The 14,392-nt window shown below is 67.9% G+C and carries 12 protein-coding genes; 3 read left to right on the forward strand and 9 right to left on the reverse strand.

Annotated features, from left to right (window positions below):
- Nucleotides 1–224: 224 nt before the first annotated feature.
- The gene (locus AC3A5T_RS16430; protein WP_487629461.1) at nt 225–1,397 is read left to right on the forward strand and encodes a DmpA family aminopeptidase; all 1,173 of its coding nucleotides are present in this window, start codon (nt 225–227) and stop codon (nt 1,395–1,397) included.
- 27 nt (nt 1,398–1,424) lie between these two features.
- Here AC3A5T_RS16430 and AC3A5T_RS16435 read toward each other — a convergent pair whose 3' ends face one another.
- The gene (locus AC3A5T_RS16435; protein ID WP_487629462.1) at nt 1,425–1,808 is read right to left on the reverse strand and encodes a GtrA family protein; all 384 of its coding nucleotides are present in this window, start codon (nt 1,806–1,808) and stop codon (nt 1,425–1,427) included.
- 102 nt (nt 1,809–1,910) lie between these two features.
- Here AC3A5T_RS16435 and glmU point away from each other — a divergent pair, with 102 nt between their 5' ends.
- Nucleotides 1,911–3,275: a bifunctional UDP-N-acetylglucosamine diphosphorylase/glucosamine-1-phosphate N-acetyltransferase GlmU gene (gene glmU / locus AC3A5T_RS16440; RefSeq protein ID WP_487629463.1), complete on the forward strand. Its 1,365-nt coding sequence runs from the start codon at nt 1,911–1,913 to the stop codon at nt 3,273–3,275.
- A 3-nt stretch (nt 3,276–3,278) separates the two neighbouring features.
- Here glmU and AC3A5T_RS16445 read toward each other — a convergent pair whose 3' ends face one another.
- The 8 genes from AC3A5T_RS16445 to AC3A5T_RS16480 form a co-directional block, all read right to left on the reverse strand.
- The gene (locus tag AC3A5T_RS16445) at nt 3,279–4,175 is read right to left on the reverse strand and encodes a hypothetical protein (protein WP_487629464.1); all 897 of its coding nucleotides are present in this window, start codon (nt 4,173–4,175) and stop codon (nt 3,279–3,281) included.
- Between the two features lie 65 nt (nt 4,176–4,240).
- On the reverse strand, nt 4,241–5,554 hold the full coding sequence (locus tag AC3A5T_RS16450) for a sensor histidine kinase (RefSeq protein WP_487629465.1): 1,314 nt from the start codon (nt 5,552–5,554) through the stop codon (nt 4,241–4,243).
- Between the two features lies 1 nt (nt 5,555).
- Nucleotides 5,556–6,896, reverse strand: coding sequence for a sigma-54-dependent transcriptional regulator (locus AC3A5T_RS16455; protein WP_487629466.1), 1,341 nt, complete (start codon nt 6,894–6,896; stop codon nt 5,556–5,558).
- Nucleotides 6,897–6,991: 95 nt separating this feature from the next.
- Nucleotides 6,992–8,215, reverse strand: a complete 1,224-nt coding sequence (locus AC3A5T_RS16460; RefSeq protein WP_487629467.1) for an ABC transporter permease — start codon at nt 8,213–8,215, stop codon at nt 6,992–6,994.
- Between the two features lie 23 nt (nt 8,216–8,238).
- Nucleotides 8,239–9,537: an ABC transporter permease gene (locus tag AC3A5T_RS16465; RefSeq protein ID WP_487629468.1), complete on the reverse strand. Its 1,299-nt coding sequence runs from the start codon at nt 9,535–9,537 to the stop codon at nt 8,239–8,241.
- 11 nt (nt 9,538–9,548) lie between these two features.
- Nucleotides 9,549–10,271 (reverse strand): ABC transporter ATP-binding protein, encoded by a 723-nt coding sequence (locus AC3A5T_RS16470; protein WP_487629469.1) that lies wholly within the window; start codon nt 10,269–10,271, stop codon nt 9,549–9,551.
- 48 nt (nt 10,272–10,319) lie between these two features.
- The gene (locus tag AC3A5T_RS16475) at nt 10,320–10,520 is read right to left on the reverse strand and encodes a hypothetical protein (RefSeq protein WP_332078149.1); all 201 of its coding nucleotides are present in this window, start codon (nt 10,518–10,520) and stop codon (nt 10,320–10,322) included.
- Nucleotides 10,521–10,522: 2 nt separating this feature from the next.
- Complete coding sequence (locus tag AC3A5T_RS16480) at nt 10,523–11,836, reverse strand: efflux RND transporter periplasmic adaptor subunit (protein WP_487629470.1); 1,314 nt, start codon at nt 11,834–11,836, stop codon at nt 10,523–10,525.
- Between the two features lie 503 nt (nt 11,837–12,339).
- On the opposite strand from AC3A5T_RS16480, the gene glmS reads away from it, so the two are divergent.
- On the forward strand, nt 12,340–14,172 hold the full coding sequence (gene glmS, locus AC3A5T_RS16485; protein WP_487629471.1) for a glutamine--fructose-6-phosphate transaminase (isomerizing): 1,833 nt from the start codon (nt 12,340–12,342) through the stop codon (nt 14,170–14,172).
- Nucleotides 14,173–14,392 lie beyond the last annotated feature (220 nt).

Below are 14,392 nucleotides of genomic sequence, written 5' to 3' on the forward strand. Positions count from 1 at the left end.
TGAAGGTGCTAGCCCGCAGACGTGTGTTCGGCGCCCATCCGGCAGATCCCGTCATTCCGGCGAAAGCCGGAATCCATTTTGCGTCTCGAGATTCTCTGTCGCGGCCGGTACTGTCGCGAAGATCAACGTGGATTCCGGCTTTCGCCGGAATGACGGTGTAGTGGTTTTCCGGGATTCCGCAGAGGCCCCACAATGCGTGCGACCGACACGACGAGGGCGCACAGATGAATCGCTCGATCCTGCAGGGCTGCGCGGTACTCGCGCTGCTTGGGACGACATCGCAGGCTTTCGCATCCGGTCCTGAACGCCCCCGACTGCGCGACACCGGCGTCGTCATCGGCACGCTCGATCCCGGACCGCGCAACGCCATCGTCGACGTGCTAGGTGTCCGCGTCGGACACGCGACCGTGATCGAAGGCGACACCGTGCGCACCGGCGTCACCGCGATCGTGCCGCATCCTGGTGATCTGTTCCGCGAGCGCGTGCCGGCCGCGATCGTCGTCGGCAACGGCTTCGGCAAACTGCTGGGCGTGACCCAGGTCGACGAGCTGGGTGAACTCGAAACCCCGATCCTGCTGACCGGCACGCTGGGCGTCTGGCGCGCGGCCGATGCACTCGTTGAACGACAGCTCGCATTGCAGGGCATGGAACAGGTGCGCTCGATCAATCCTGTCGTCGGCGAGACCAACGACGGTTACCTTAACGACATCCGCGCGCGCCCGCTGCAGGCGCGGCACGTCCGCGAGGCGCTCGACACCGCATCCACCGACAACGTCGACGAAGGCAGTATCGGCGCCGGCACCGGCACGATCGCGTTCGGCTGGAAGGGTGGCATCGGCACGAGTTCGCGTCGGATCGCGCCCGACGCCGGCGGCTACACCGTCGGCGTGCTGGTGCAGAGCAATTTCGGTGGGCGCCTGACCGTCGCGGGCGTGCCGGTGGGCGACGCGCTGCCGGATCCGCAGGCCTATCTCGCACTGGCACCGGATGCAGCGCCGCCTTCGACCGGTGACGGCAGCATCATGATCGTCGTCGCGACCGACGCACCGCTAGACGATCGTCTGTTGCGCCGCCTCGCCACGCGTGCGCTGGTCGGACTCGGCCGTACCGGCGCCTCGATGAGCAACGGTTCGGGCGATTACGTGATCGCGTTTTCGACCGCGCCGGGCGTGCGCCGAGCAACCGATGCGGTCACGCACCGCGTCGAATCGTTGTCCAACGACGCGATGACGCCGCTGTTCGTGGCCGTGGCCGATGCCACTGAAGAGGCGATCCTCAATTCGATGTTCCGCGCAACCACGGTGTCGGGGCATCAGGGCACGGTGCCCGCCCTGCCGCTGGAGCTCGTGCTGCCGATGCTGCGCCAGTCGAATGTGCAGACCCCCGCGACGCCATGACGCGAGCGCGTGTGGCGCGGCTTCGCGTCAGCGCTTGTAGATCCAGTATCGCGACAGCACGAAACCCACTGCGCCCAGCGCCAGTTCGATCGCCGGCTTCGCGACCCATACCCAGCGCAAGCCCAGCACGTCGTCGATCTGGGTCAGTGCCCAGGTGCTGAACAACGTCGTCGACACCCACAGGATCATGAAACGCTGGAACTGCGTCGTGCCCACCGTGTTGCGGTCGTTGGCGAACGTCAGCTTGCCGTTGAGCCAGAAGCCGATCAGCGCTCCGGTGATGCGGCCGATGACGTTCGCCGGCGCCACCGGCAAGCCGAAGTGGGTCAGGCCGACGACGACGCCCCAGTCGACGAGCCACTGCAACAGGCCGATCGCCAGGTAGTCGCGTCCCTGTCGGGTCAGGCTCATCGCAGGTTCGACTCCGTGAATCGGGCAGGCCGTCGGGCGGCGGACGACGGCATCCTATCCGCGCCGCCGTTAGAATTTCAGCATTCCACGCAGAGTTCTCCCATGACCGCACCCCTGCACGTCGTCATCCTCGCCGCAGGCGAGGGCAAGCGCATGAAATCGTCGCTGCCCAAGGTGCTGCAGAAGATCGCCGGGCGGCCGATGCTGTGGCACGTCATCGAAGCCGCGCGTGCGCTCGAGCCGGCCGGCATCCACGTCGTCTACGGCCATCGCGGCGAGCAGGTGCAGGCCGCGTTCGCCGACCAGCCCGATCTGCACTGGTCCGAGCAGCGTGAACAACTCGGCACCGGTCACGCGGTGCGCCAGGCGATGCCCGACGTGCCCGACGGCGCGCAGGTGCTGGTGCTCTACGGCGACGTGCCGCTGCTGCGCGCCGAGACGCTGCGTCATCTGGTGTCGGTCGAAGGGCGGCTCGCGGTGCTGGCTGCGCAGCTGGAGGATCCGACCGGCTACGGCCGCATCGTGCGCGATCCCGAAGGCCACGTCGGCGCGATCGTCGAGCACAAGGATGCGAGCGACGAGCAGCGCCGCATCGATCTGGTGAACACCGGCATCCTCGCCGCCGAAGCCACGGCGCTCAAGGCGTGGCTGACGCGTCTGTCATCGGACAACGCGCAGGGCGAGTACTACCTGACCGACGTGTTCGCGATGGCCGCCGACGAGTACAGCGCCGCGCAGATCGTGCTGGTTGCCGATCCGCTCGAAGCCGAAGGTGCGAACGATCCCTGGCAGCTGTCGCAGCTGGAACGCGCGTGGCAGCTGCGCGCGGTGCGCGCCCTGTGCGTGGCCGGTGCGCGTTTCGCCGATCCGGCGCGCGTGGACATCCGCGGCGAGGTCACCGTCGGCAGCGACGTCGAGATCGACGTCGACGTGATCTTCGAAGGGCAGGTCGCACTCGGCGACGGCGTGCGGGTGGGGCCGTTCTGTCGCCTGAAGAACGTCGACCTGGGGGACGGCACCGAAGTGCGTGCGCACTGCGATCTCGACGGTGTGCGCGCGGAAGGCGCGGTCACCATCGGTCCGTTCGCGCGCCTGCGGCCGGGCACCGTGCTCGCCGACGGCGTACACATCGGCAACTTCGTCGAGACCAAGAACACGACGCTGGGCGTCGGCAGCAAGGCCAACCATCTGACGTATCTCGGCGATGCCGAGATCGGCGCCGGCAGCAACATCGGCGCCGGCACCATCACCTGCAACTACGACGGCGTGAACAAGTCGAAGACGGTGATCGGCGACCGGGCCTTCATCGGTTCGAACGCCGCGCTGGTCGCGCCGGTGCGCATCGGCCATGACGCGACGACGGCGGCCGGTTCGGTGATCGTCAATGACGTGCCGGACGGCAAGCTCGCCGTCGCACGCGGACGGCAGACCGTCGTCGAGGGCTGGTCGCGACCGAAGAAGCGCTGAGCCTCACTCCGCGCGGCGGTAGCCGTCCGCGGTTGGCGACCAGCGGTAGAGATCGCCGCCGCGACCGCCGCGCTCGCGCAGACGCAGATCCTGGTGGTCGTGATGCGCGCGCGGTTCGACGATGAGTACGCCGGCCCATTCCTCGATGTCGTGCGCGCGGGTACCGTCGTCGTTCCAGCTGCCGGCGATGTCGCGATACATCGACATCGCCGCGCCGAACACCTGCTTCAAGGTGTCGCCGCGCAACTCGAACAGATACAGCGCCGAATAGAATGCGCCGCCGCCGGCGTAGCCTTCCGACCAGCCGCCACGCAGACCCAGCGCGGGTGCTCCATTCGACAGACGATAGGCGGCGAGGTCGAAGCGCTCCCAGCGTTCGGGGATTGCGGCTGCGCCGGCCTCTTCCATGCGCAGTGGCTGCTCGCCACCCCAGGAGAGCAGCGGCCACGCGATACCGTCGTCGAGTCGCAGGCGCGCGACGAGCTGCGCATCGCCCGCATCGCTGACACGCAACACACCGAGCACCTGCGCGGTGTCCCCGGTCTCGCAACTCGGCTCCGCGGGCGTGCTGCGCGGCGCATCGTCGCGATAGCAGACGAGTGCGACCACATGACCGGGATGCTGCGCCCAGCGTCGCGCGCCGAGCAGCACGATACGGTCGTCTGCGACATCGGGGACCAGCAGCCGACGCAGCATCCCGGCATCGAGGCCAGCGAGCTCGCGGGTGCCGAGATGATCGGGCGCCGGACGACCTTCCATCTGTTCGGCCCAGACGGCCTTTGCTTCCGGACTCGTCAGCAGGCCGGGCACCGCGTCGAGACTCTTCGCGCGTTGTGCGAATGCGGGCGCAGTCGCCAGACACAGCAGAAGCAGCGCGAGCGTGCGGAGTCGGAATCGCATCGGGAATCGCCGCGGAACGGGCCTTCGATTCTGCCCGAACGTGGCGCCTGCGACCGGGATGCGGATCAGTCCGGTAGCACCAACGACACGCAGAGTCCGCCACCCTCGCGATTGAGCAGGGCGATGCGGCCGCCGTGCGCTTCGGCGATCTCGCGCGCGAGCGCCAGGCCGAGACCCGTGCCGTTGCGCTTGGTCGAATAGAACGGGAGCAACGCGTTCGCGAGCACGGCCTCGTTCATGCCGGGTCCGCGGTCGAGCACGTCGATGCGCCAGCCGTCCATGGCGCGTCGCAGTCCGAGCGTGACGGCGGCGGGATCGCCATCGGCTTCGTGCGCATTGCGCAGCAGATTCAACAGCGCCTGTTCGACCTGGGCGGCATCGAAGGACGCGGTGAAAGCGTCGTCGATCGGACCGGCATCCACGAACGGGACCTGCGACCGCAGCTGGTCGAGAAACGCGCGCCAGCGGATCGGTTCGCGGCGCGGCGACGGCAGCTTTGCGAAATGCGCATAGCCGCGGATGAAGCCTTCCAGATGCCGCGCGCGCTCTTCGATCGTGCGCAGCGCGTCGGGCAGTCGCGCGGTCTGCCCGCGACGCAGCAGTTCCGCGCCCGAGTGCGCGAGCGAGGCGATGGGCGCCAGCGAGTTGTTGAGTTCGTGGCTGATGACGCGGATCACCTTCTTCCAGGTCTGCACTTCCTGGCGACGCAGTTCGGTCGTCATCTGCCGCAGCAGCAGCAGTTCGTGGCGGCGGCCGTTCAAGCGGAAGTGCCGGCGCGACAGGTGATGGATTTCCTCCGACTCGCCATCGCCGATGGTGAACAGCCCATCGCCGCCGCGTGCGAATGCATCCGCGAGTGCAGGCGGTGCGTCGGCGAGCAGGGCGGAGAACATCTGGCCTTCCAGCTTGCGGCCGCCACCGAGCGCACGGCGCGCGGCGAGGTTGGCATGCACCACGCGATCGGCCGGATCGAGCAGCAGCATCGCCACCGGCGTGTTCTGCACCATCGTGTCGAGCAGCAGTTCGCGCTGGACCAGCGACAGCCGCTGCGCGCGCAGCGTCTCGCCGAGTTCGTTGTGCGCGGCGACGAGGTCGCCCAGCGCTCCGCGCCCCTGCCATGTCACACCGAAGCCGTAGTCGCTGTCGCGATAGCTCGCAACGGTGCCGGCGAGTGCGCGGAACAGCGCATGCGAGGGCGCGAATGCGCGCTGCAGCGACCAGACCAGCGACGGCACCGTGCACAGCGTGGCGGCAGCGACCGCGAGCCAGGGCGCCCACCAGCGCAGCAGCATCACCGCGATTCCCGCGCCCAATGCGACGTGCGCCAGTGCGATCGCCATGACCACAGCCGTCAACGGCAGCCGCTGTTGCCAGCGCATGTCAGTCGCGACGGATGCCGAGGCGGTCGAGGCGCCGGTACAGCGCCTGCCGCGACAGCCCGAGTTCGCTGGCCGCCTGCGCCAGCACACCGCCGCTGCGCGCGAGTGCCGCTTCGATCTCGGCGCGATCCGGCTCGTAGACATCCACGTCGACCGCAGTCACCACGGCGGCCGGCAGCGCGAGATCGCGCGCGTCGATCTGCGACTCGCGCGCCAGCAGTTCGGCGCGCTGGATCACATTGCGCAGTTCGCGCACGTTGCCCGGCCAGCCGTGTTGCAGCAATGCGCGTTCGGCGCCGGCCGACAGCGGCTTGCGACCATCGAGGAAGTGCCTCGCCAAGGGCAGGATGTCGCGCGGACGCTGCGCCAGTGGCGGCAGACGCAGCTCGATGCCGTTGAGGCGGTAGTACAGATCCTCGCGGAACCGGCCGTCGGCGATCATCGCCGGCAGGTCGGCATTGGTCGCGCTGAGCACGCGCACCGTCACGCTGCGCTCGCGATTGCCGCCGAGCCGTTCGAAACGTCCGGTTTCGAGCACGCGCAGCAGCTTGACCTGTCCGGCGGGCGGCAGGGTGCCGACTTCGTCGAGGAACAGCGTGCCGCCATCGGCCGCTTCGAACTTGCCCTCGCGCGCGCGCGTCGCGCCCGTGTAGGCACCGGCCTCGGCGCCGAACAGTTCGGCCTCGATCAGATCGTGCGGCAGGGCGCCGCAGTTGACCGCGACGAACGGACCTTCGCGCACGCCGGAGTTGGCATGCAGGATCTCCGCGTATTTTTCCTTGCCCGCGCCGTTGGGTCCGGTAATCAGCACCGGCAGGTTCGAGCGCGCCACCTGCAGCGCCAGCGACAGCGTGGTCTCGCTGGCCGGATCGTCCCAGACCAGGCCGCGCAGATCGCGGCCCTGCGCGAGTGCGTCGCGTCGGCGACGGTCGTCGCGCGTGCGTGCATCCAGCGCCCGGCGCGTCGCGGACAGTTCCAGCAGGGTGTTCACGGTGGCCAGCAGTTTGCCGTCGTCCCACGGCTTGCCGAGGTAATCGGCTGCGCCCGAACGGATCAGTTCGACCGCCGATTCCAGCCGCGTCCACGCGGTCAGCAGCACCACCGGCAGATCGGGATCGAACCGCCGGATCGCGTGGAACAGGGCGATGCCTTCGTCGCCGGACGTGGTGTCGGCATGGAAGTTCATGTCCTGTACGACCAGATCGATGCCGCCTGCCTGCAGCCGGGCGATGCCGGCGTCGGGCGTCGCCGCGTGCTCGCAGGCGATGTCGTGCAGCGAGAACAGCACCTCCAGCGCGGTGGCGACGGCGGGGTTGTCGTCGATGACGAGGATCGTGGGCATCAGGCGCTGGATTTTCGAGGGGAGCGTGTGAGGTCGACAGGCATGGTCGTCGCCGGCTGCGATGGACGCAACCGGCGATGCAGGAACGCGCGCACTCAGATGCTGCGCGTCGCCACCGCCGGCGGCACCGAGGCCGCGCGCTTCGCGGGCCAGTACACCGCGATCTGGCCAAGCAGCCACAGCACGATCGCGCCGATCGGCAGATACATCAGCGGCAGCCGGCCCAGCTCGTAGCGCGACATCAGCAGCTGGTTGAGGCCGTATGCCAGCAACATGCCCAGCACGATGCCGATCGTCGCGAGCAGGAAGTTCTCGACCTGGAAGTAGCGCAGGATCTGGGTGCGCGTTGCACCGAGCGCGCGGCGGATGCCGATCTGCTTGTTGCGCTGCTGCACCCAGAAGCTGGCCAGGCCGACGATGCCCAGCGCGGTGACCACCAGCAGCGCGATGCACACCACGACCAGCAGCATCGCCATCGCGCGGTCCTCGCGGTAGTACTTCTCGCGCAGGTCGGACATCAGGTCCGCGTTGACGGCGACGCGGTTGGGATCGATCTGCTTGAGCGTGGCGACCGCGGCATCGAGCACCTGGCGGCGCTGCGACGGATCGGTCCGGATCACGTAGTTGATGCCGTTGGAGTCGTCGCGGATCGGGAACAGCATCGTCGAATCGACGCTGCCGTTGCTGTCGTTGGGCAGGGCCAGCGTCTCGACGACGCCGACGATCCGGATCGGCGCGTCGCCCCAGCTGTAGAACTGCTTGCCGACCGCGTCTTCGCCCGGGAACAGGCGCTCGGCCATCGCCCGGTTGATGATGGCGGCGGGCACGCCGACCCCACCACCTTCGCGCGAGACGTCGCCCATGTCGACGAACTCGTCGGGATTGAACTTGCGTCCGGCGATCAGCTGCAGGCCGAAGGTGTCGATCAGGTCCTCGGTGCCCAGATACGGGGAGGCGAGCAGCGTGTTGTTGCGCTGGTCCGCGTTGAGCCGCACGCCGCTGGTCGAACTGCTGTTGCCGTAGGGAATCTGGGTGACCGCGGCCACGTGGCGGACCCCCGGGAGCGCGCGCAGGGCGGCCAGATCACGCTGGATGCCGGCCTTGCGGTCCACGTCGGCGGTTTCGTCGATGCCGGGCATCTGGATGCGCAGCAACTCGTTCTCGACCGTGCCGCTGGGGCGCGACATGTGGTCGATCCGGCGGTCGATCAGATAGATCGCGTTGCAGATGATCGCGCAGGCGAGCGCGATCTCGATCACGATCAATGCGGCCGCGGTCTTGTGCCGGCGCAGTGTCGAGAGGATGGGGCGGATGTCCATGGAAGTCCTCGATAAAGTCTGGGTCACTGCGACTTGAGCTGGATCGCCGGCGTCACCTGCATCGCGCGCCACGCCGGCAGCAGGCCGGCCAGCAGACTCGCGACGATGGACAGGGCGAAGGTCGTCAGCAGCATCGTCAGGTCGAGCTTGGCGAGCGCGGCGTAGCTGCTCGGGTTCTGGCGCACGGCCCACAGGCCGAGCAGGGCGAGGCCGAGGCCGACCACGCCACCGGCCACGCCGATCGCGCCGGCTTCGATCAGGAACTGGGCGAAGATCGCGCGGCGCGACGCTCCCAGGGCACGCCGCACGCCGATCTCGGATGCACGACGCAGGCTCTTGGCGAGCAACAGGCCGACGGTGTTGACCAGGCACACCAGCAGGAAGCCGATCGCGAGCCACAACTGCAGGCGCACGTCGCTGGGCACGACCTGTTTGTGGTCGAGCAGCGTCGGCACGTCGCGCAGACGGATGTTGTTCGGGCGTTCGAACCGTCCCGCCGCGCGCTGCTGGTCGGAATAGCTGTTCAGATAATCGCGATACGCGTCCGCGTCCGCGGGCGATCGCAACTCCACCCAGTACTGCAGCCAGGTGCAGGGCGCGTTGAGCGCATTCGGATCCGTGCCCGAGTCACCCCAGCAGCTCATGCTTCCCATGCGCGAGAGCTTCTGTTCGATCGCGGTGGAGAACGGCACGAATACCGACTCCAGCTCATTGAAGCTCTGCAGCGTCAGGTCCCAGAAGCGGGGCGTCGGCATCCAGGCGTCGAGCACGCCGATCACCCGGAAATCGGCGCCGTTGATGCGCAGTGTCTTGCCGGTACTGTCGCCGCCGCCGAACACTTTCTGGTTGGTGTCGGCCGAGATCACAGCCACGCGGGCGCGCGACGCGTCGTCCTCCGCGGTCCAGGCCCGGCCGTAGGCGAGCGGCGCGTCGAACATCGGGAAGAAGTCCGCCGAGGTGTAGCGCGCATCGGTGAAGAACGGCTCGCGCGTGCTCTCGGATGCGATGGCGACGAAGCCGCCGCTCATCATCGCCTGTCGCGTGCCACGCGCCTCGCGCAGGAGGGTTTCGGCATCGAAGCGCGTGATGTTGGTGTCCGGCTCCTCGCCGGCGACGTAGCCGTCCATGCTGGCCGCATCGAGCTGCACGGCGAACAGGCGATCACTCTTGTCGGGAATCGGATCGCCCGACAACACGTGGAACACGGTCAGCGTGGTCATGCTAGCGCCGATGCCGAGCGCGATCGCCAGCACCATCAGCGCGGTGAGCACCTTGCTGTTGCGGAAGCTGCGCAGCGCGAGCTGCAGGTAGTAACCGAACATGCCGGATCTCCTCAGGCGTCTGCGGGAACGCGCGACGCGGCCGCCGGGGAGGGCGCGGTGTGTAGCGCCTGCAGGTCGGTCGCCATGCCGTCGACGATGTGCACGTTGCGGTGCGCGCGCGCCGCGAGCTCGGGATCGTGCGTGACCATCACGATCGTCGTACCGCGTGCATTGATGTCCTCGAGCAGCTCCAGCACGCTGCGCGCCATCTGCGAATCGAGGTTGCCGGTGGGTTCGTCGGCGAGCAGCAGGCGCGGGCTGCCGGCGAGCGCACGGGCGATCGCCACGCGCTGCTGCTGACCGCCCGACAGTTCGGCCGGATAGTGCTTCATGCGCGAGCCCAGGCCGACCAGCGACAGCGATTCCTCGATGCGCAGCTTGCGATCGGCAGCCGCCATGCCGCGATAGCGCAGCGGCACGTCGACGTTGTCGAACAGATTGAGATCGGGGATCAGGTTGAAGCCCTGGAAGATGAAACCGATCTTCTCGTTGCGCAGCTTCGAGCGTGCATCGTCGTTGAGCCCGCGCACCTCGACACCGTCGATCCGGTACTCGCCGCCGGTGAAGGTTTCCAGCAGGCCGGCGATGTTGAGGAAGGTCGTCTTGCCGGAGCCGGACGGACCGGTGACGGCGACGAACTCGCCTTCGGCGACATGCAGATCGAGCGAGCGCAACGCATGGGTTTCGACGAGTTCGGTGCGGTAGACCTTGGCGACCTGGCGCATGTCGAGCATGGGAATGTGTCCTGTGACGTGAGACTGGGAAGAGAAGGCGCGTCGCGCTCAGCGGACGCGGAACAGGGTCGGCAGGCCGTGGTCGGCGATGCGTCGGCGTGTGCGTGCGAAGGCGGGCATGCGCGTGCCGGGCGACATGTCGGCGGGAATGCCGGCCTCGAAGACGGACGACAACCGGCGCGGTACGGCGCTGGCGAGTTCGTCGGCGGTCCAGGCGACGGGAAACGGGCCATCGATGCGTGTGTGCATGATCAGAGTCCGGAGATGCGGATGCGGTCCGCGTTGTCGAAGAGATCGGTACCGGCGACGACGACGCGCTCGCCGGGTTGCAGGCCTTCGACGATTTCCACCGCCGACAGGCTGCTGGCGCCGGCCGTGATCGGCCTGCGTACCGCCGTGTTGCCATCCATCACGTACGCCGCGCTGCCGCCCTCCTGATCGAGGAAGGGACCGCGCGCGACCATCAGCACGTCCTTGCGGGTGTCGAGCAGGATGCGCGCGGTCAGGCGCTGGCTCTGGCGCAGGCCCGGCGGCTGGCTGTTCTCGTCGAAGCGCAGGCGCGCGACGACTTCGCCGTTGACCACTTCGGGCGAGACCGCCGACACCTTCGCCGGATACGTGGTGCCGACACTGCGCAGTTCGGCCGGCATGCCGATCTCCAGATCGCGCGCGAAGCTCTCCGGCACCTTGATCTCGACCTCGAACACCGACAGGTCGACGACCGAGAGCACCGGCGCGTTCGCAGCGACGTTGCTGCTCTGCACTGCCTGCACCTGGCCGACGATGCCGTCGAAGGGTGCGCGCAAGGTCAGCGCATCGACCTGGCGACGCATTTCCATCACCACACTGCGCTGGCGCTCGGCGACGAGTTGCTTGTTGCGCGTGTCCAGCCCCGCGCCGCGGCCCTGCAGGCCGAGATCCTCGGTCGCGGACGCCACGCCGATCTCGGTCTTCTGCAACGTGTCCTGCGCGCGTGCCAGATCGACCTGCGCGACCGCGCCGCCTTCGTAGGCGCGCTGGTAGCGCTGCAGATCGCGCTCCGCTGCGGTGCGGTCGATCTGCGCCTGATCGAGCACCTTGCGCGCTTCGGCGCGGCGCAACTGCGCATCGAGCGCCGCGCGTCCGGCCTCGGCTTCGTAACCGGCCAGCGTGGCCTCTTCCTGCGCCAGCTTGCTGCGCAGCTCCGGGCTGTCGATCTCGGCCAGCGCCTGGCCCTTCTCGACGCGGTCGCCTGCGACCACTTTCAGGGTCAGCGTGCCGCCGGAGATCGCATACAGCGTCGGGCTGTTGGCGGCGATGACCCGGCCCTCGGCCGCGATGTCGCGGACCAGATCGCCGCGGGTTACGTCGGCGAAGCGCAGGCGCTGCGCATCGACCGACTGCGCGCCCGAAGCCCAGCCGGTGAGCAACCAGGCGACAGCGCCGATCAGCAGCAGGCCCGCGACACCGCCAATCAGCCAGGGGCGGCGGCGCGAAGTGCCCGAGCGCGCATGGACGGTGTCCTGGCCGGCGGTGTCGCGGATGCCGGCAGGGCGGGGGGGCGTATTGGAAGAGGTGTTGAACATGCGGACGATCTCTTGCGGATACGCCCTGTAAAGCAGATGCCGTGCCAATCTCAAGCTATTGATTTAAATAGATTAATTTTACACGCCCGGCGTCCGCACGCCGTCCGGACGTCCGCGGCGGACGGCGGACCGCGAGAATCGAGCGTCGGGTAGTCGCGTTTGTGGTGTCGGGCGTCGATGCGTTGCGGGAGAGGGCTGGCGTACTTGGACGCCGTCTTCGCGGGTGGCTGTCTTTCTCCGTGAGGCAAGAGCTGCGTTGCCGACCGCGTAGGCAGTGCTCGGCCGCTGCGCCCGTGGTGCAGCCGGGCGAAACCGCGGCGCAGTCCATTACGAAACGGCCTCCCACACGCGCTGCTGTCTCCCCTGGATCCGGGGCGCGGACAGGAAAGTGGGCCGCCGGATTCGGGCGAGAGCGCCACGCGCTGAACGTCCCGGATATCGCCATGAAGCGGCGGTGGGCCGCGCCGCTAGAATGGCCGTCTCAACAGATAGGAGCTGGCCGGATGTGCGGAATCGTCGGTGCGATCGCGGGGCGTGATGTGGTGCCCGTCCTCGTCGAGGGCCTCAAGCGGCTGGAGTACCGCGGCTACGATTCTGCCGGCATTGCAGTCGTGACCGATGGCGCCGTCCGTCGCGTCCGCCGTACCGGTCGCGTCGCTGAGATGGAAGCGGCCGCGCGGGCGGACGGCCTGCAGGCCGGGCTCGGGATCGGTCACACGCGCTGGGCGACGCACGGCGGGGTGACCGAGACCAATGCGCATCCGCATATCAGTCACGACAGCCTCGCACTGGTGCACAACGGCATCATCGAGAACCACGAGTCGCAGCGCGAACGGCTCACCGCACTCGGCTACGTGTTCGAATCGCAGACCGATACCGAAGTCATCGCGCACCTGATCCATCACCACCAGTCGCAGGGCCTCGATCTGCTGGCCGCGCTGCAGGCGTCGGTCCGGGAGCTCGAAGGCGCGTATGCGCTGGCCGTGATCGACAAGGGTGATCCCGACCGCATGGTCGTCGCGCGCATGGGCTGTCCGCTGCTGGTGGGCCTGGGCGAGGGCGAGAACTTCGTCGCCTCCGACGTCTCGGCGATTCTGCAGGCCACGCGCCGTGTGATCTTCCTCGAGGAAGGCGACACCGCCGTCCTCACCCGGGCCGCGGTGCAGGTCTACGACGACAACGGCGACAACGTCACCCGCGACGAGCATCTGTCGGATGTCTCGCTGGCGTCGCTCGAGCTCGGCCCCTACCGCCACTTCATGCAAAAGGAAATCCACGAGCAGCCGCGCGCGCTGGCCGACACGATCGAGGCGATCATCGATGCGGCGGCGTTCGAGCCCACGCTGTTCGGCAAGGATGCGGGCGATGTGCTGCGCGAAGTGGAAGGCGTGCAGATCCTGGCCTGCGGTACCAGCTTCTATGCGGGATCCGTCGCGCGTTACTGGATCGAAGCGATCAGCGGCCTGCCGTGTTCGGTCGAGATCGCCAGCGAGTACCGCTATCGCAGCGCGGTCGCCAATCCGAAGCACCTGATCGTCACGATCTCGCAATCGGGCGAAACGCTCGACACGATGGAAGCGCTGAAGTACGCGAAGTCGCTGGGCCATACGCGCACGCTGTCGATCTGCAACGTGCCCGAGAGCGCGATCCCGCGCGCCAGCGGCCTGGTTTTCTACACCCGCGCCGGCGCTGAAATCGGCGTGGCATCGACCAAGGCGTTCACCACGCAGCTCGTCGGCCTGTTCGCGCTCGCAGTGACGTTGGCCAAGCTCAATGGTCGCCTCGATCCGGCGCAGGAAGCCGGCTACATCGAGGATCTGCGCCAGTTGCCGGGCAGCGTGCAGCACGCGCTCAATCTCGAGCCGCAGATCACGTCCTGGGCGGAGAAGTTCACGCCCCGGCACCACGCGCTGTTCCTGGGCCGGGGTGTGCATTACCCGATCGCGCTGGAAGGCGCGCTCAAGCTCAAGGAAATCTCCTACATCCACGCCGAGGCGTATCCGGCGGGCGAGCTCAAGCATGGCCCGCTCGCCCTGGTGGATGCGGAGATGCCCGTCGTCGTGATCGCGCCGAAGGACGCGCTGCTGGAGAAGGTGAAGTCAAACATGCAGGAAGTGCGCGCCCGCGGCGGCGAACTGTTCGTGTTCACCGATGCAGACAGCAACTTCAGCGCCTCCGAAGGCGTGCACGTGATCCGCACGCCGCGGCACGTCGGCGTGCTGAGTCCGATCGTCCACACCATCCCCGTGCAGCTGCTGGCGTATCACACGGCCCTGTCGAGAGGCACCGATGTCGACAAGCCCCGTAACCTGGCGAAGTCGGTCACCGTCGAATAGCGCCATTGCGGTCATGGGCCTGAACAGGCGCAGGTGTTTAACGGTCTGATACGGAAATCTGTGTCAGCCTCTTTTCAAACCGATTTCATCTATGCATAATTCGCGCCCCGCACGGCGGGCTGCTCTTCGGAGCGGCGGGCCAGGCGGGACGAGAACGACAACAGCCTTCACGCGGTGTTGACAGACTCGAAAGTCGCGGTAATATGTGCGGCTCGCTTCA

The sequence above is a fragment of the Luteimonas sp. Soil_C_16 genome (genome assembly GCF_057657295.1).

Bases quoted from the DNA above. Each gene is read 5' to 3' on its own strand.
- AC3A5T_RS16430 (WP_487629461.1), top strand. From the start codon at position 225: ATGAATCGCTCGATCCTGCAGGGCTGCGCGGTACTCGCGCTGCTTGGG.
- AC3A5T_RS16435 (WP_487629462.1), bottom strand. From the start codon at position 1,808: ATGAGCCTGACCCGACAGGGACGCGACTACCTGGCGATCGGCCTGTTG.
- glmU (WP_487629463.1), top strand. From the start codon at position 1,911: ATGACCGCACCCCTGCACGTCGTCATCCTCGCCGCAGGCGAGGGCAAG.
- AC3A5T_RS16445 (WP_487629464.1), bottom strand. From the start codon at position 4,175: ATGCGATTCCGACTCCGCACGCTCGCGCTGCTTCTGCTGTGTCTGGCG.
- AC3A5T_RS16450 (WP_487629465.1), bottom strand. From the start codon at position 5,554: ATGCGCTGGCAACAGCGGCTGCCGTTGACGGCTGTGGTCATGGCGATC.
- AC3A5T_RS16455 (WP_487629466.1), bottom strand. From the start codon at position 6,896: ATGCCCACGATCCTCGTCATCGACGACAACCCCGCCGTCGCCACCGCG.
- AC3A5T_RS16460 (WP_487629467.1), bottom strand. From the start codon at position 8,215: ATGGACATCCGCCCCATCCTCTCGACACTGCGCCGGCACAAGACCGCG.
- AC3A5T_RS16465 (WP_487629468.1), bottom strand. From the start codon at position 9,537: ATGTTCGGTTACTACCTGCAGCTCGCGCTGCGCAGCTTCCGCAACAGC.
- AC3A5T_RS16470 (WP_487629469.1), bottom strand. From the start codon at position 10,271: ATGCTCGACATGCGCCAGGTCGCCAAGGTCTACCGCACCGAACTCGTC.
- AC3A5T_RS16475 (WP_332078149.1), bottom strand. From the start codon at position 10,520: ATGCACACACGCATCGATGGCCCGTTTCCCGTCGCCTGGACCGCCGAC.
- AC3A5T_RS16480 (WP_487629470.1), bottom strand. From the start codon at position 11,836: ATGTTCAACACCTCTTCCAATACGCCCCCCCGCCCTGCCGGCATCCGC.
- glmS (WP_487629471.1), top strand. From the start codon at position 12,340: ATGTGCGGAATCGTCGGTGCGATCGCGGGGCGTGATGTGGTGCCCGTC.